General features: G+C 70.8%; 14 protein-coding genes. 10 read left to right on the top strand and 4 right to left on the bottom strand.

What is annotated here, in order from left to right; translation table 11 throughout:
• Positions 1-6: 6 nt before the first annotated feature.
• From ASD84_RS20875 to ASD84_RS20840, 8 genes are read left to right on the top strand one after another with little or no spacing between them, the layout of a single operon-like run.
• Entirely contained in the window at positions 7-1,212 is a 1,206-nt protein-coding gene (locus ASD84_RS20875) for an MCE family protein (protein ID WP_082574284.1), read from the top strand.
• Positions 1,209-2,264 carry an MCE family protein gene (locus tag ASD84_RS20870; protein WP_056715068.1) on the top strand — a complete coding sequence of 352 codons (1,056 nt, stop codon included), beginning with the start codon at positions 1,209-1,211 and terminating at the stop codon, positions 2,262-2,264. The genes ASD84_RS20875 and ASD84_RS20870 overlap by 4 nt, the downstream gene beginning before the upstream one ends.
• Positions 2,261-3,253 carry an MCE family protein gene (locus tag ASD84_RS20865; protein WP_056715065.1) on the top strand — a complete coding sequence of 331 codons (993 nt, stop codon included), beginning with the start codon at positions 2,261-2,263 and terminating at the stop codon, positions 3,251-3,253. Before ASD84_RS20870 ends, ASD84_RS20865 begins: the two co-directional genes overlap by 4 nt.
• Entirely contained in the window at positions 3,250-4,383 is a 1,134-nt protein-coding gene (locus ASD84_RS20860) for an MCE family protein (protein ID WP_056715062.1), read from the top strand. The genes ASD84_RS20865 and ASD84_RS20860 overlap by 4 nt, the downstream gene beginning before the upstream one ends.
• Positions 4,380-5,594, top strand: a complete 1,215-nt coding sequence (locus tag ASD84_RS20855; protein WP_056715058.1) for an MCE family protein — start codon at positions 4,380-4,382, stop codon at positions 5,592-5,594. Before ASD84_RS20860 ends, ASD84_RS20855 begins: the two co-directional genes overlap by 4 nt.
• The gene (locus ASD84_RS20850; RefSeq protein ID WP_056715055.1) at positions 5,594-6,949 is read left to right on the top strand and encodes an MCE family protein; all 1,356 of its coding nucleotides are present in this window, start codon (positions 5,594-5,596) and stop codon (positions 6,947-6,949) included. The genes ASD84_RS20855 and ASD84_RS20850 overlap by 1 nt, the downstream gene beginning before the upstream one ends.
• Positions 6,946-7,449, top strand: a complete 504-nt coding sequence (locus ASD84_RS20845) for a hypothetical protein (protein ID WP_056715053.1) — start codon at positions 6,946-6,948, stop codon at positions 7,447-7,449. Before ASD84_RS20850 ends, ASD84_RS20845 begins: the two co-directional genes overlap by 4 nt.
• Positions 7,446-7,919: a hypothetical protein gene (locus tag ASD84_RS20840; RefSeq protein ID WP_056715051.1), complete on the top strand. Its 474-nt coding sequence runs from the start codon at positions 7,446-7,448 to the stop codon at positions 7,917-7,919. The genes ASD84_RS20845 and ASD84_RS20840 overlap by 4 nt, the downstream gene beginning before the upstream one ends.
• Positions 7,920-7,922: 3 nt before the next feature.
• On the opposite strand, the gene ASD84_RS20835 is transcribed toward ASD84_RS20840, so the two are convergent.
• Together ASD84_RS20835 and ASD84_RS20830 are read right to left on the bottom strand one after the other, a co-directional pair.
• Positions 7,923-8,147: a hypothetical protein gene (locus ASD84_RS20835; protein ID WP_056715048.1), complete on the bottom strand. Its 225-nt coding sequence runs from the start codon at positions 8,145-8,147 to the stop codon at positions 7,923-7,925.
• 71 nt (positions 8,148-8,218) lie between these two features.
• Entirely contained in the window at positions 8,219-10,453 is a 2,235-nt protein-coding gene (locus tag ASD84_RS20830; protein WP_056715046.1) for a HelD family protein, read from the bottom strand.
• 125 nt (positions 10,454-10,578) lie between these two features.
• Between ASD84_RS20830 and ASD84_RS20825 the strand changes: the two genes are divergently transcribed.
• Entirely contained in the window at positions 10,579-11,205 is a 627-nt protein-coding gene (locus tag ASD84_RS20825; protein WP_156392302.1) for a TetR/AcrR family transcriptional regulator, read from the top strand.
• Between the two features lie 25 nt (positions 11,206-11,230).
• Here ASD84_RS20825 and ASD84_RS20820 read toward each other — a convergent pair whose 3' ends face one another.
• Positions 11,231-12,112, bottom strand: coding sequence for a TIGR03619 family F420-dependent LLM class oxidoreductase (locus tag ASD84_RS20820; RefSeq protein ID WP_056715041.1), 882 nt, complete (start codon positions 12,110-12,112; stop codon positions 11,231-11,233).
• A 46-nt stretch (positions 12,113-12,158) separates the two neighbouring features.
• On the opposite strand from ASD84_RS20820, the gene ASD84_RS20815 reads away from it, so the two are divergent.
• Positions 12,159-14,114, top strand: a complete 1,956-nt coding sequence (locus ASD84_RS20815) for an FAD-dependent oxidoreductase (RefSeq protein WP_200954721.1) — start codon at positions 12,159-12,161, stop codon at positions 14,112-14,114.
• Between the two features lies 1 nt (position 14,115).
• Here ASD84_RS20815 and ASD84_RS20810 read toward each other — a convergent pair whose 3' ends face one another.
• Positions 14,116-14,877, bottom strand: coding sequence for an enoyl-CoA hydratase-related protein (locus ASD84_RS20810; protein ID WP_056715038.1), 762 nt, complete (start codon positions 14,875-14,877; stop codon positions 14,116-14,118).
• Positions 14,878-15,044 lie beyond the last annotated feature (167 nt).

The following is a 15,044-nucleotide window of genomic DNA, read 5'->3' as shown; positions in this document are numbered from 1 at the left end:
CCGGCCATGACCACTTCATCTGGGACTCACTCCCACCGGATCGACCGCCAGGTCGTGTTCGGCTTCCTGTTCATCGCCCTGATCGGACTGGTGATCGCGGGCACGATCGCGCAGTACCGCGGGGCCTTCGAGGACAACGTGCTCGTCTCGGTCGAGGCCGACCGCGCCGGCCTCACCCTGGCCTCCGGCGCGCCGATCAAGCTCCGGGGCGTCGAGATCGGCCGGGTCGCCGAGATCCGCACCGACGGCGCAAATGTCACCATCGACCTCGAGATCGACTCCGACAAGGTCGACCAGGTGCCGGCCGACGTGACGGCGCAGATCGTCCCGCCGACGGCGTTCGGCGCGAAGTACGTCCAGCTCACCCCGCCCTCTCCCGACAGCTCGGGCGACGGGGCCGAGACGATCCGGGCCGGCGCCGTCATCCCGGCCGACCGGGTGACCGTCGAGGTCGACGAGGCCTTCGAGAACCTCACCGCCGTCTTGGCCGTCGCCCGCCCCGCCGACGTGAACTCCGCCCTGACCGCCGTCGCCGGAGCCGTCGACGAGCGCGGCGAGCTGATCGGTGACCTGATCACCCAGACCGACACCTACCTGCGGTCCTTCAACCCCTCCCTGCGGACCCTGAGCGCCGACCTCCGGGCTGCCGACGACGTCGCCGACGTCTACGACCTCGCCCGGCCCGACCTGATCAGCGCACTCAGCCAGACCGGCACCATCTCGAACACCCTGGTCCGCCAGCAGGCCTCGCTGCGTGCTCTCGAACGGAGCCTGACCGGCTTCAGCGACCAGGCCGACGTCCTCCTGCGCAGCTCCGAGAGGGGCCTGGTCACCTCGTTGCGCCTGCTCCAGCCGGTCAGCGACGTCCTCGAGCGCTACTCCCCCGAGCTGCCGTGCACGGTGCTCGGCCTGGCCAACGCCAACAAGCTCGCGGAGGCCGCCGTCGGTGGCACCCATCCCGGCGTCACCACCATCACCCGCCTCATCCCCGGCCGTGATCCGTACACCTACGGCGAGAACCTGCCGCTGCAGGGCGATGTCCGCGGACCCGTCTGCTACGGCCTGCCGTACATCGACGCGGACGAGGCCGAGAAGCAGCCGCCGTCGCTGAGGACCGGTGCCAATCCGTACGTCGGCCCGCAGCCGACGCCGGACGAAGCGGCCCTCGACACCCTGCTCGGCCTGCTCAAGGGAGGGGCGCAGCTGCCATGACGCGCGCACATCGACTCAGTCCGGAGAAGCGGCGCCAGCGCGCCGACCTGATCAAGTTCAGCGCCTTCCTCGCGATGGCCGCCGCCTTCACGGTGTGGGTTGCGGCCGTGACCGGGGAGTACCGACCCGGCGACCGCTACGACTACCGGGCGGTGTTCGAGGACGTGTCCGGCCTCGCCGTCGGCGACGAGGTCCGGATCGCCGGCGTCGACGTCGGCAAGGTCCGCGACATCGACGTCCAGCCCGACAACACGGTCATCGTCAGCTTCGACGTCACCGAGGACCAGGCCTTGAGCACGGCGACGCGGGCGACCATCCAGTACCGCAACCTGATCGGCGACCGGGTCGTCCAGCTGACCCAGGACCCGAAGGCCAAGGGTGAGGAGCTGGCCAAGGGGGGCACGATCCCGGCGACGCAGACGGCGTCCGCGCTCGACCTCGATACGTTGCTCAACGGCTTCAAGCCGCTCTTCGCCGGGCTCAGTCCCACGCAGGTCAACGAGCTCTCCGGCCAGCTGGTCCAGGTGCTCCAGGGCCAGCAGTCCGCCGTGGCGACCCTGGTCCAGCACGTCGGGTCCTTCACGACCACGATCGGCAACCGCGAGGAGCTGATCGGGCAGGTGATCCGCAACCTCAACGACGTGCTCGGCACGGTCGACGAACGCAAGGACACCGTCGGGCTGCTGCTCGACCGGCTCGACACGCTCCTGACAGGGCTGGACAAACAGGACACCCAGGTCCTCGACGCCGCCGCGCGGATCGACCGGTTCGCGACCGAGACCTCGACACTGCTCAGCCGGGCCCGCGGCGACGTCCGCGCCGACCTGCAGGGCCTGGCGACCGCGGCCCGCGGCATCAACAGCGAGTCCGACACCCTCGAGCAGGTGCTGCAGAACCTGCCCGGCCACTACCGGACGCTGCAGAACTCCGCGTCCTACGGCAACTTCTTCAACTTCTTCCTCTGCGGGGTCCGCGTGCAGACCGGTCTCGTCGACGCTGCCCCGATCACGACGCCGTGGATCTACTCCGACGCCCCGAGGTGCAAGAAATGAGCAGGGTCACCAGTCCCGACCGTCTGGCCGCGCGCGGCCTGATCGGCACCCTCGTCCTGGTGCTGGTGGTGCTCGCTGCGCTGAACATCAACCGGTTGCCGCTGATCGGCAACAACGAGGTGCTGCACGTGCAGTTCGCCGAAGCCGGCGGCCTCAAGGGCGGCGACTCCGTGATGATCTCCGGCGCTGCTGTGGGCAAGGTCCGCGACGTACGTCTCGACGGCGAGCACGTCGTCGCCGACGTCGTGATCACCGACAGCGGCGTCACCCTCGGCGACCTCACCGAGGCGCGGATCATCACGGTCACCCTGCTCGGGCGAGCCGCCATCGAGCTGGACCCGCGCGGCAGCGGGAGCCTCGGCGCCGACGACTCCATCCCGCTCGAGCGGACCTCGTCGCCGTACAACCTCACCAGCACGCTGAACGAGCTCACCGAGACCACCGCGGAGATCGACAAGCCGCAGCTCGCAGCCGCGCTCGACCAGGCCTCGAAGACGCTGAGCGCCACCAGCCCCGACCTCGGGCCTGCGCTCGAAGGCATCACCGCCCTCTCGTCGGCGATCTCCGACAACGACGACGAGCTGCGCTCGCTGGTCGACCGCGCCGACCGCGTCACCGGCGTGCTCGCCGACCGTGACGAGCAGATCGCCTCGCTGCTGGGCTCCGGCAACTCGTTGCTCACCGAGCTCGACGAGCGGCAGGAGGTCGTGGTCAGCCTGCTGTCGAGCGCGCGTGAGCTCGCCACCCAGCTGCGCCGGATGCTCAAGGACACCGACGACGTCCTCGGCCCTGCGCTGAAGGAGCTCGACGGCGTCGTCGACGTGCTCAACAAGAACAAGGACAACCTGCAGGCCAGCATCACCGGGCTGCGCGGCTACGCCACCGCCTTCGGCGAGGCGCTCGCGAGCGGACCCTGGTTCGACGCGTACATCCAGAACCTCACGGCGCCCTCGACGCTGGCCCCGATCCTCTCCGGAGTGACCCCATGACCAACCGTCTGACCTCCCTGTGGAACTCGTTGCGCAGCGGGCGCGGGCTGATGACGGCCCTGGTCGTCCTCGCCCTCCTCGGCGCCGTCCTGCTGTGGACCCGGGACAACGGCAGCACCACGGTGCAGGCCCGGTTCGCGAGTGCCGAGGGCCTCAACGTCGGCGACGACGTCAAGGTGCTCGGGGTGCGGGTCGGCGAGATCGCCAAGATCACGAACGACGACGAAGGCGTCCTCGTGACCCTGGAGGTCGACGCCGGCCAGCCGATCCCGGCCGATGCCCACGCAGCGATCGTGTCCCCCAGCCTGGTCAGCGGGCGCTTCGTGCAGTTCGACCCGGTCTACTCCGGCGGCGACCGTCTCGAGGACGGCGACGTCATCGGCCTCGACCGCACCGCCGTGCCGATCACCTTCGACGACGTGAAGCAGCAGCTCACCGACCTCGCGACCACGCTCGGCCCCGATGAGGGCAAGAAGTCCGGACCGCTGGCCGTGGCCATCACCTCGCTCGAGAACGCCCTGCAGGACGGCAACTCCACCCAGCTGCGCACCTCGATCGCCGAGCTCCGGGGCGCCGCGACCGCCCTGTCCGACGGCCGGTCCGACCTGTTCAGCACCGTCAAGAACCTGAACACGTTCACCCGCAACCTGGCCCTCAACGACGCTGCGGTGCGGGGATTCACCACCGAGCTCGACGACGTCAGCGGCGTGCTCGCGAGCAACAAGACGAACCTCAGCGGGGCGATCAAGGACCTCGCCACCGTGCTGGCCGCGACCGAGAAGTACTTCGAGAAGCACGGCGGACGGGTGACCGACTCCGTCGCTTCGCTGAACACGTTGGCGGCGACGCTGGCTGATCGGTCCAACGAGCTCGCCGGTGTGCTGCACGTGGCACCCCACTCGCTGATCGGCCTGCACAACACGATCCAGGACGGGGCCATCACCGGACGGGCGACGGCCACCAACTTCGACAGCGTCTCCCAGCTCCTGTGCGGTGCGCTGCTCGGCGCCGGCGGCACCAGTGAGGACTGCATCAAGGCGCTCGACCCGCTGCTGGGCCTGGTCGGCCTGCTGCCGGGCGGCGACACCGGTGGCCTGCCGCTTGTCGGCGGAACGGGAGGGACCGAATGAGCACCCCGAACCTGCGCCGGCTGCGCCGGATCGCTCCGGCCGTCATCGTGGCCGCCCTGATCAGCTCCGGCTGCGCGATCCAGCCCAACGACAACACCCTGCCCGGCCAGGTGGCCGTGGGCGACGACGGCTACAGCGTCGAGGTCCACTTCGACCAGATCGAGAACCTGGTGCCGAACTCGACGGTCCTCAAGGACAACGTCGTCATCGGCACGGTCGCGAAGATCGAGGTCCAGGACTGGGAAGCCGTCGTCGAGATGCGACTGCTCGAGGACGTACCGTTGCCCGCGAACGTGGTGTTCGCCGTCGGACAGAAGACCCTCCTCGGCGCGCAGTACGTCGACGTGTCGGTCCCGGAGGCCGCAACGAGCGCGCGGCTGGGCGACGGCGACGTCATCGGCGCCGATCAGACCGGCACCTACCCCGCCACCGAACAGGTCCTGGGCGCGGTCGCGCTGCTGCTCAACAACGGGGGCCTGTCGCAGATCAGCACGATCACCGGTGAGCTCTCGACCGCACTGCACGACCGGGTGCCGGACACGAAGGGCCTGATCCGCCGGGCGAACGACCTGCTTGCCGTCCTCGACGCCAACCGGGGCGAGATCGTCTCGGCCCTGGAATCGCTGGACTCCCTCAGCGCGGGGCTGCGCGGCGACCGGTCCGCCATCGCCACCGCGATCGACCGCATCTCCCCTGGGCTCCAGGCTCTCGAGGAGGAGCGCGCCCGGCTGGTCAAGGCAGTCACGACCACCGGCCGCACCGGTGACCGCGCCGTGCGCGTCGTACAGGCCAGCGAGACCGCTCTGCTCGCCAACCTCGACTCGCTCGGACCGATCCTGGCCAACCTCGGCGAGGCCAGCGAGACCCTCCCCGAGGCGCTCAAGCTCGGGCTCACCATCCCGTTCCCGGTGATGACCACCAGCAACGCGGTCAAGGGCGACTACGCCAACCTGTTCGCCACCCTCGACCTGCGCACGGGCAGCCTCGTCGACAGCTGGCTCGGCGGCGTGCCGCCCGCCCTCCAGGCCGGCGACCCCGTCCAGGACCCGCTGACGCCGCCCGCCGCCGACGCGACCGACGGGCAGGCCGAGGCTCCGACCGATCCCGCCGGCGACCAGGCCGGTGTCCCGGCTCCGGCCCCTGCCCCTGCCCCCGCCCCCGCCCCGCAACCGAAGCCCGGCTGCCTGCTCCACTTGCTAGGACTCTGCTGATGCTCCTGACACCCCTGATCAAGCGCCAGCTGCGGATCTTCGCGGTCCTCGCGTCGATCGCGCTGGGCCTGGCGTTCTTCAACTACGCCAAGGTGCCCGCGATGGTGGGCATCGGCGTGTACGACGTCACGGTCGACTTCGCCGACGCCAGCGGGCTCTACCCGAAGGCCACCGTGACCTACCGCGGCGTGCGGGTCGGCCTGGTCTCCGACCTGGTGGTGCGCGACAACGGCGCCATCGCCACGCTCCGCATCGACAACGACGCCGACATCCCCGCCGGATCGAAGGCCGAGCTGCACAGCACGTCCGCCATCGGTGAGCAGTACGTCGACCTGGTCCCACCCGCCGACAACCCCTCCACGACCAAGGGCAAGGGCAAGGGATCGTTCCTTGCCGGTGGCGACGCCATCCCTCGTGACCGGGCGGTCGAGATGCCTCAGATCACGCCGGTGCTGGACTCGGTGAACCGGCTCCTCGAGTCGGTGCCGAAGCAGGAGACCCAGCGCGTCCTCGACCAGATCGACGACGGCCTCGGCGGCTCCGGCCCCGAGCTCAACGAGCTCGTCTCCTCGGCCGGATCGCTGCTGGGCGAGGCGCAGTCCCAGATCGATGCCACGACGTCGCTGATCGCCGTCCTCGAGCCGGTCCTCGACACCCAGCAGGACCTCGGCCCCTCGACCCGGGCCTACGCCGAGTCCCTCGATGACGTGACCGCGGCGCTCGCGAAGAACGACAGCGCCGACCTCCGCGCGCTGCTGGAGTCGGCACCCGGCGGCCTCGGCGCCGCCACCTCCACGGTCAAGGACCTCCAGCCGACGCTGCCGATGCTGCTCGCCAACCTGACCACCAACGCACAGGTCCTCAACACCTACCTGCCCGAGATCCGCCAGACGCTGGTGGTCTACCCGGCGACCATCGCCCGCGTTCAGTCCGCGGTGAATCCCCGGGCCGAGCAGGGCGACGTACAGCTCGACCTGCGCGCAGCGCTCAACAACCCGCCGTCCTGCCTGAAGGGCTACCTGCCGCCCAAGCAACGGCGTAGCCCGCGGGTGACCGACACCCGCGAGGTCGACGTGCTGGCGCACTGCGACATCGCTCCCGACAACCCGACCGCGGTCCGCGGGGCTCGCAACCTGCCCTGTCCCCAGGGCGACGGTCGCGGACCCCTTCCGGCCGCGTGCGGCCTGACCTTCCGCGGCGGCATCTGGCCGGACTCGAGCGGCAGCGTGGCCTACGACCTGGCCGTCGGCCGGGGCGAGGACGCCTCCGCGCCCGGACTGACCGACGGCGACACAACTGAAGGAGACGACTTGTGGAAGATCCTCGTCCTCGCACCCCTGGCGACCCGCCGATGAAGCGCCTGACCGCACTCCTGACCTGGCGCTCAGCTGCCGTGAGCCTGGTGGTGGTCGCGCTGCTCGCGTTCTCAGCCGAGCGCGCGCTCGCGTGGCAGTCCGAGCGCTCCCGTGTCACCGACGAGAAGGCCGCGTCGGCGGCCGCGACCACCGAGGTGGAGGGCCTGATCGACATCAGCGGCTCGACGTCGGAGGCCGACATGGCGGTCCTGCTCGACGGCGCCACCGCCGGCTTCCGCAGCGAGCTCGAAGCGCAGGCCGACCGGCTGCAGAAGGCCCTCGCCGACAACGCCGTCACCGCGACCGGTGAAGCCGTGTCCACTGGAGTCGTGAAGCTCGCCGATGACCGGGCGACCGTGATCGTTGCCGCCGTCGGAACGGTGCAGAACAAGTCGACCACACCCCAGGGGAAGGCAGAGCCCCGCAACTACCGACTCCAGGTGGACCTGCAGAAGACCGACGACACCTGGCTCGTCTCGGGACTGGAGTTCGTCGCATGAGCACCCGCACACGCCTGATCACGGTGATCGCACTGGCCCTCGCGATTTCTGCAGCGGTGTTCACCGACCTGCAGGCACACCGCGCCGCGGCCACCGCCGACGCGCGCGACCACGCCCTGTCCGCGGCGAAGACCCGGGTTCCCGAGCTGCTGAGCTACGAGAACGCCACCCTCGACGACGATCTCGCGCAGGCCATCGCCCAGACCACGGGCGCCTTCAGCGACGACTACCGCACGATCCTCACCGATGTCGTCACCCCGACCGCCACCGAGCGCGAGATCAGCACCAAGGCCGCGGTCAGCGCCGCCGGGGTCGTGTCGGGCGACCGGGACGAGGTCGTCGTACTCCTGTTCCTGACGCAGACCACCACCGCCGCCAAGGGTGGGACGTCCGTGTCGGGCAGCCGCGTCGAGGTCACCATGGAGCGCGACGGCGACGCGTGGAAGATCGCCGGCCTGAAGCCGCTCTGAGGCTCAGCGCAGCAACGACAGCAGGGTCAGCAGGACCGGGGTCAGGAACGCGGCCAGCAGCACCCAGGCGACGACCCTGTGCGAGAGCTTGGTGCTGTCGAGCGCCCCGGCGAACTCCAGGAGCGCGCCGTCGGGCACGTTCGCGTTCAGGCCCATCCGCTTCGCGTCGGCCGGGATGTGCTCGTCCGGCGACCACGGCTGCGGCTCGTCGTCGTCCCCGGGGTGCATGGCTCGATGCTACGTCGGATCGTCAGCCCGGTGGTTGAGGTGCGAGCGAAGCGAGCCTCGAAACCCCGGGGTCAGCTGATCGTGGTGAGCAGCTGCGTCGCGCGGGTCAGCACGACGTAGAGCGTCGCGCGACCGGTGGCCGACTCGTCCTCGATCTCCTGCGGGCGTACGACGACGATGGCGTCGAACTCGAGGCCCTTGGTGTCCAGGCCCGTGAGCACGACGACGCGGTCCTCGCCGGACGGAGCGATCGACGAGTCGACGGAGGCGCGGGCGCCGGCAGCGTCGTCGGCCAGCTCGGGCCACGACGCAAGCCAGGCGTTGACCTCGGAGCGCCGGGCGACCGGGACCACGATGCCGACGGTGCCGGACACGGCGGACGCCACGTCCAGGACGGCCGCGCGGGTGGCGGCCTCCAGGTCGCTGGTGTCCGCGCCGGGGGCGAGGACGATCTCCTTCGGCTCCTCGCCGGTCCGTCGTACGGCGTCGGGGAGATCGGCGTCCAGACCGACCCGCTGCGCGTAGGCCGCGGCGTGGGCGTAGATCTCGGACGAGTTGCGGTAGTTCGTCGACAGGTGGAACTCGTGGATGACCTTGCGCTCGAGCGCAGCGGCGCGCGCCTGGGCCGCCTCGGCGGGTGCCGGCCACGACGACTGCGCCGGGTCGCCGACGATCGTCCAGGACGCGGTGCGACCGCGTCGGCCGACCATCCGCCACTGCATCGGGGTGAGGTCCTGCGCCTCGTCGATGAGGACGTGGGCGTAGAGGTCGTCGTCGATGCTGCTGGTCGGTGGCGCCCAGGGGCGGCCGGACGGGGCGTACTCCCGCTCGGACGCGGTCATCAGCTCCTGGATGTTCACGCCGCCCTCGATGAGGTGCATCGGGTCGTCGCGTGCGTCGTCGGCCTTCTGCGGGAGGTCGCCCAGGGCGTAGCGGAGCTCGTCGAGGAGCGGGACGTCCTCGATGGAGATCTGGTGGCTGATCGCCCGGCTCGGGTCGAGGTCGCTCCACGACTTCGCGAGCAGCCGCTGCTCCTCGGCGTTGAGCAGGCCCTCGGAGACCCGGGACACGAACTCGGGATCGCGCAGCCAGCAGAGCACCGTCGGCGCGTCCAGCGGCGGCCACCAGTCGATGGCGAAGTCCAGGAAGTCCTGGTCGGACAGCATGTCCTCGTTGAACTTCTCGCGGCCGTACTCACGACCGCGCTCGCCGCGGACCTGACGCCACAGGGCGTCGAGGAGGGCGTGCGAGACGCGCGGCAACTGCTTGTTGCGCAGGCCCTGCGACATGAGCTGACGGCGGACCTGGCCCAGCCGGCCGCGGTCGAGCACCAGCCGGTCGTCGCGGAAGAAGACGCGGAACTCGTGCGGGGCGCCGGGCGCCTGCTGGCGCGAGACCCGGCGCATCACCTCGGCCATCCGGGCCGAGCCCTTGATGTCGGCGACCGCCGGCTCGTCGTGCCGGGTGGCGCGGACGTCGTTGACGACCTCACCGAGGCTGCGCAGGGCGACCGCGGTCTCGCCGAGGGACGGCAGCACCCGCTCGATGTAGCGCATGAAGACACCCGAGGGCCCGACCACGAGGACGCCACCGCGCTCGTAGCGCTGGCGCTCGTTGTAGAGGAGGAACGCGGCCCGGTGCAGCGCCACCACGGTCTTGCCGGTCCCGGGGCCACCCGAGATCGACACCACGCCGCGTGAGGGTGCCCGGATCGCCTTGTCCTGCTCGGCCTGGATGGTCGCGACGATGGAGTGCATCGAGCGGTCACGGGCCCGCGAGAGCTGCGCCATCAGCGCGCCCTCGCCGACGATCGGCAGCTCGCGGCCCGCGGCCTCGGCGGTCGCGAGTGCCTCGGCGTCGAGCAGCTCGTCCTCGACACCGATCACCTTGCGCGACGCGCTGCGCAGCACGCGGCGGCGGATCACGCTGTGCGGCTCGGCCGCGGTCGCCTGGTAGAACACCGCGGCGGCCGGGGCCCGCCAGTCGATGAGCAACGAGTCGCGGGCGTCGTCGCGCAGTCCGATGCGTCCGACGTACCGCGGCTGGGCGTCGACGGAGGCCTCCATGTCGAGGCGCCCGAAGACCAGGCCCTCGTGGGCCGCGTCGAGCTGGGCGATCCGCTTCGCGGCCTGGAAGACCATCGCGTCACGCTCGACCAGGCCACCTTCGTGGCCGACCCGACCGCGCGAATGGCCTTCCTTGGCGAGCTCCTGGGCGGCCTTGCCGGCCTCCTCGAGCTGCCGATAGACCCGGTCGACGAAGGCCTGTTCAGACGCGACCTCGCGCTCCACCAGTTCGTCTGCCACCGACGTGACCCCTACCGTCCGCATTCCGTCCGACACAACCGTTCCCAAGGAACGGCAAGCCCATAACCCTACAGGGCCAGGTGGTGCTTGAATGGCGGGAGGCTCGCACACCTGAGGGGGGTCCGATGAGTACGACGCCAATGGCACCGCCGCGCAAACTGAACCGACGCGGCGTGGCCGCGAGGGAGAAGCTGCTCTCGACCGCGCTCGAAATGCTCGGCACGGGCAAACCGGAAGCGGTCTCGATCAACCTGGTGGCTCGCGAAGCCGGTCTCAGCTGGGGCTCGGTGCAGAACCTGTTCGGCGACTCCGACGGCTTCTGGTCCGCTGTCGTCGAGCGGATCACCGAGAACAAGGACGCCTTGTGGCCGCCGCCGGTGAGCGACACGATCGCAGGCCGGATCGCCGAGGTGTCGGAGCTGTACCGCCGCGTCCTGGTCTCGCCGTACGCCGTGGCGATCGACACCATCAGGCTGGGCCTGCCGCGGCCGCGCCCGGTCCTCTCGCTGACCCACCCGCTGACGGCGGCAGCGCTCACGCGACTGGAGGCCGACTGGGCACAGTCGTTCCTCGACTTCTTCGAGGACGTGCGTGACCAGGCCGCCGACCAGCAGCGGTTCATGGAGGTCGCCTGGGCGCTCCCCATCTCCCTGCACGGACTGGCCGCCCACGAGACCAACGGCGCATCGGCCGACGCCGACGCCGTCTACCGCACGATGGTCGCGTCGATGACGGCGTACCTCGAGGGCTGAGTCGTCCCGCGCGTCGCCGCCCTGCTCAAGCGAGCAGGGCGCGGACCGGCGCGATGACCTCGTCCCCGAACCGGGCGACGCCGGCGAGCTTGTCCTGCAGCGGGGCGTCCGGTCCGCAGTAGTACATCCACGGCATCGTCATGGTCATCGTCACGCCGCCGTGGAAGGCGCGGACGAAGTCCTCCGGCCGCAGTGCGTCGGTCAGTGCCGGGACGACGTCGTACGGCGTCTCGGGGTCGCGACCGGCCTCGACCCGCAGTGCCCGCAGCCGGGCGGCGATCGCGATCGCCTCATCGACGCTCGCCATGTCTCCCACCCAGCCGTCGTGGCGGGCGGCGCGACGCATCGCGACGTCCGACAGACCACCCACCCACACCGGGATCGGCCCGGGCGGTTCGGGCCGCATCACCAGTCGCTCGCAGGAGTAGAACTCGCCGGCGAACTCGGTCCAGCCGGGCGCCCACAGCTCACGCATGAGGTCGAGCGCCTCGTCGGTACGACGCCCACGAGTGGAGAAGTCCTGCTCGAGCAGGTCGAACTCCTCGCGGCACCAGCCGACCCCGACGCCCAGCGTGACCCGGCCGCCGGACAGTGCCGCCGCCGTACCGACCGCCTTGGCGACCACGAACGGGTTGCGCATCGCGGCGACGTAGATGGAGGTGAAGAACTGCAGGCGCGTCGTCACCTGTGAGAGGGCGCCGACGGTGACCCACGGGTCGGGCCAGTCGACGTCGGTCTGCCAGCGGCGTTCGCCGTCGGGCGTGTAGGGGTACGGCGTCGCGACGGTCTCCAGGTCGACGACGTGGTCCGCGACGCTGAACGCGCGGAAGCCGGCCTCCTCGGCGGCCCGCGCCAGCGGAACCAGCTGGTCGATCGGCTGATAGGCGGTCACCATCGCGAAGTCCACCCGCTCACCCTAGGCGAGGAGGTAGAACACGTTCTAGTGTTCCGGAGTGACCACTCCAGTGATCAGGTTCCCGCACCTCCTCGCTCCCGGACGGATCGGCTCGATGGAGCTGCGGAACCGGATCGTGATGTCGCCGATGGAGACGATGTACGGGACCGCCGAGGGCCACCCCTCCGACCGGACGGTGGCGCACTTCGCTCGGCGGGCCGAAGGTGACGTCGGGCTGATCACCGTCGGCGCCACCGGGATCGACCCGCAACACCCCGAGACGCCCGGCGGCCTGCAGATCGGCACCGCTGACTCGGTCGCGGCGCACCGACGACTGGTCGAGGCGGTGCACGCCCACGGCGCCCGGATCCAGCCGCAGGTCGTGCACGCCGGGCCGGACGGGCTCGGCCCCGAGATGTTCGGGGTGACCTCGCTCGGGCCCTCGGTGATCGGCTCGTACCTGACCGGACGACCCTCCACGGAGGCGACCAAGGACCAGATCGCGACGGTCCTCGACCAGTACCGCGCGGCGGTGGTGCGCGTGCGCGAGGCCGGGTACGACGGCCTCGAGCTGCACGCCGCACACGGCTACATGTTCCTGGGCTCCTTCCTCGCACCGCAGCGCAACCGACGAGGCGACCGCTACCGGGGCAGCTCGACGGAGGGCCGGATCCGGGTGGTGCTCGAGGCACTCGCAGCGATCCGTGGCGAGGTCGGCGCGGACTTCCCGATCACGTTGCGGATCTCCGGGTACGAACGCGTCGCCGGCGGACGACCGATCCACGACACGGCCACCATGGCTCCCCTCCTGGTGCAGGCCGGCGTCGACGCGTTCCACGTGAGCGGCGGGGTGATCGACCGCCTGGTGACGGGGATGGTCAACGGCAGCGATGCGGGCGACGGGCTCAACGTCGGCGCGGCCGCGACCGTCCGGGAAGTCGTCGACGTGCCGGTCATCGCGGTCGGCCGGTTGCACGACCCGGTCCTCGCCGAGCAGCTCCTCGCCGACGGCCGGGCCGACTTCGTCGCGATGGGTCGCCCGCTGCTCGCCGATCCGGACCTGCCACGCAAGCTCGCGGGCTGGGGCGGCGGACCGGACCGGGTACGGCACTGCATCTCCTGCGAGAACTGCATCGACACCCTGGAGGAGAAGCTCGCCACCGAGTGCGCCGTGAACCCGTTCACCGGCCACGACCTGGACCGGGTGCTGCCGGTGGTCGCCGACGTGGTGCGACGACGGATCGTGGTGGTCGGCGGCGGGCCGGCCGGGATGGAGAGCGCACGCCTCGCCGCGGACGTCGGGCACCAGGTCACCCTGCTCGAATCGAGTCCCCAGCTGGGTGGGGCACTCGTCGACGCGGCCGCGGTGCACACCGAGAACCGGTCCTACCTGGACTGGATCCGCGCGGAGGTCGCGGGCTCCACCGTCGAGGTCCGGCTCGGCGCTGCGACTGACCCTGCGACCGTCGGGGCACTCGCACCCGACGTCGTCGTGGTCGCGACGGGCGGCCGGGTCGACGTACCCGCGCTGGACGGGGACGACCTCCCGCACGTACGGCGTGGTCTCGACATCACGGAGGTGCCCGACGGACGGCGCGTGGTCGTGGTCGGCGCGCGGATGGCGGCTGTCGAGTGGTGCGAGTCCCTGGCCCGCGCCGGGAAGCTGGTCGCGTTGCTGTGCCCCGGTGACGAGATCGCGCCCGAGTTCGGCCCGAAACGTCGTACCGAACACATGGACCGGCTCGACCGGCTGGGCGTGACCGTGCACGTGGGCTGCTCCGTGCAGGAGATCACCGCCACCGGGGTGCGATACACGCCGGCGAACGGCACGACGCGGGACCTCGCAGCCGACGCCGTCGTCCTGGCCGGGGAGGTCGTCGCCGACCGGTCCGTCCGGGACACCCTGGTCGCTGCGCTGCCGGGCGTCGACGTCCACCTGGTCGGGGACGCGGACGGGCTCGGGCTGATCCGCGGTGCGACCGCCGATGCCGCGACGCTGGTGGCGGGCCTGTAGCTCAGCCCTTCTTGCGGGTCAGGAAGGCCGTCATCGCCTCGCGGGCTTCGTCGGAGCCGAACAGGCGCGCGCTGAGCTCGACCAACTCCTCGCCGTTGGCGTCGATGTGTGCCAACAGGTCGGCACCCAGCAGCTGCTTGGTCTCACGGAGGCCCTGGGCAGCACCCGTGGCGATCTGACCGGCGATCTCGGCGACCTTCGCGGCGAGATCGGCGGCAGGTACGGCCAGCGTGACCAGCCCGAAGTCGACGGCCTGGACGCCGGTGAAGACCTCGCCGCCGAGGGCCGTGAGCGCAGCGCCCCGCGACGTCATCCGCGGCAGCACGGTCAGCGAGATGACCGCAGGGGTGAGGCCGAGCTTCACCTCGGTCAGCGCGAAGGTGGCGTCCTCGGCCACGATCGCCACGTCCGCGGCAGCCACGATGCCGATCCCCCCGGCCCGCGCTGCACCCTCGACGACCACGACGACCGGCTTCGAGAGCGCGACGATCTGGCGCTGCAGCGCGACGATCGCGCGGGCACCCTCCTGCATCGGCGCGGTGGATGCCGCTGCGAGATCAGCACCCGAGCAGAACACCCGACCCGACGACTTCAGTACGACGACGCGTACGTCGTCGGCGGCGTCGACCGTGCTCAGGTGGCCGGTCAGCTCGGTGATCAGCTGCTTCGAGAGCGCGTTGCGGTTGTGCGGCGAGTCGAGGGTGATCGTGGCGACGGCGTCGGCGACGTCGAGGTGGACCAGTTCGGCGGGTGCGTCAGTCATGCGGTCATCGTGCCGCACGGGGGTGGTCGGACGTGCGTCGTACCTGACGATCGTGTCCTGAATTCGCGGGGAAAGTCAGGTGGTCTAAGCAACGTTCATGCTGCTGCCGGGTTGGTCAGCAGTTGGTCCAGCGCTTGGGCTGGGGTCTGCATGTTCAGGGTAGGGCG

It is taken from the genome of Nocardioides sp. Root682 (assembly GCF_001427795.1).
Classification (GTDB): Bacteria; Actinomycetota; Actinomycetes; order Propionibacteriales; family Nocardioidaceae; genus Nocardioides.
The sequence above is the reverse complement of the archived record's forward strand: the minus strand, read 5'-3'. Positions and strand labels throughout refer to the sequence as shown.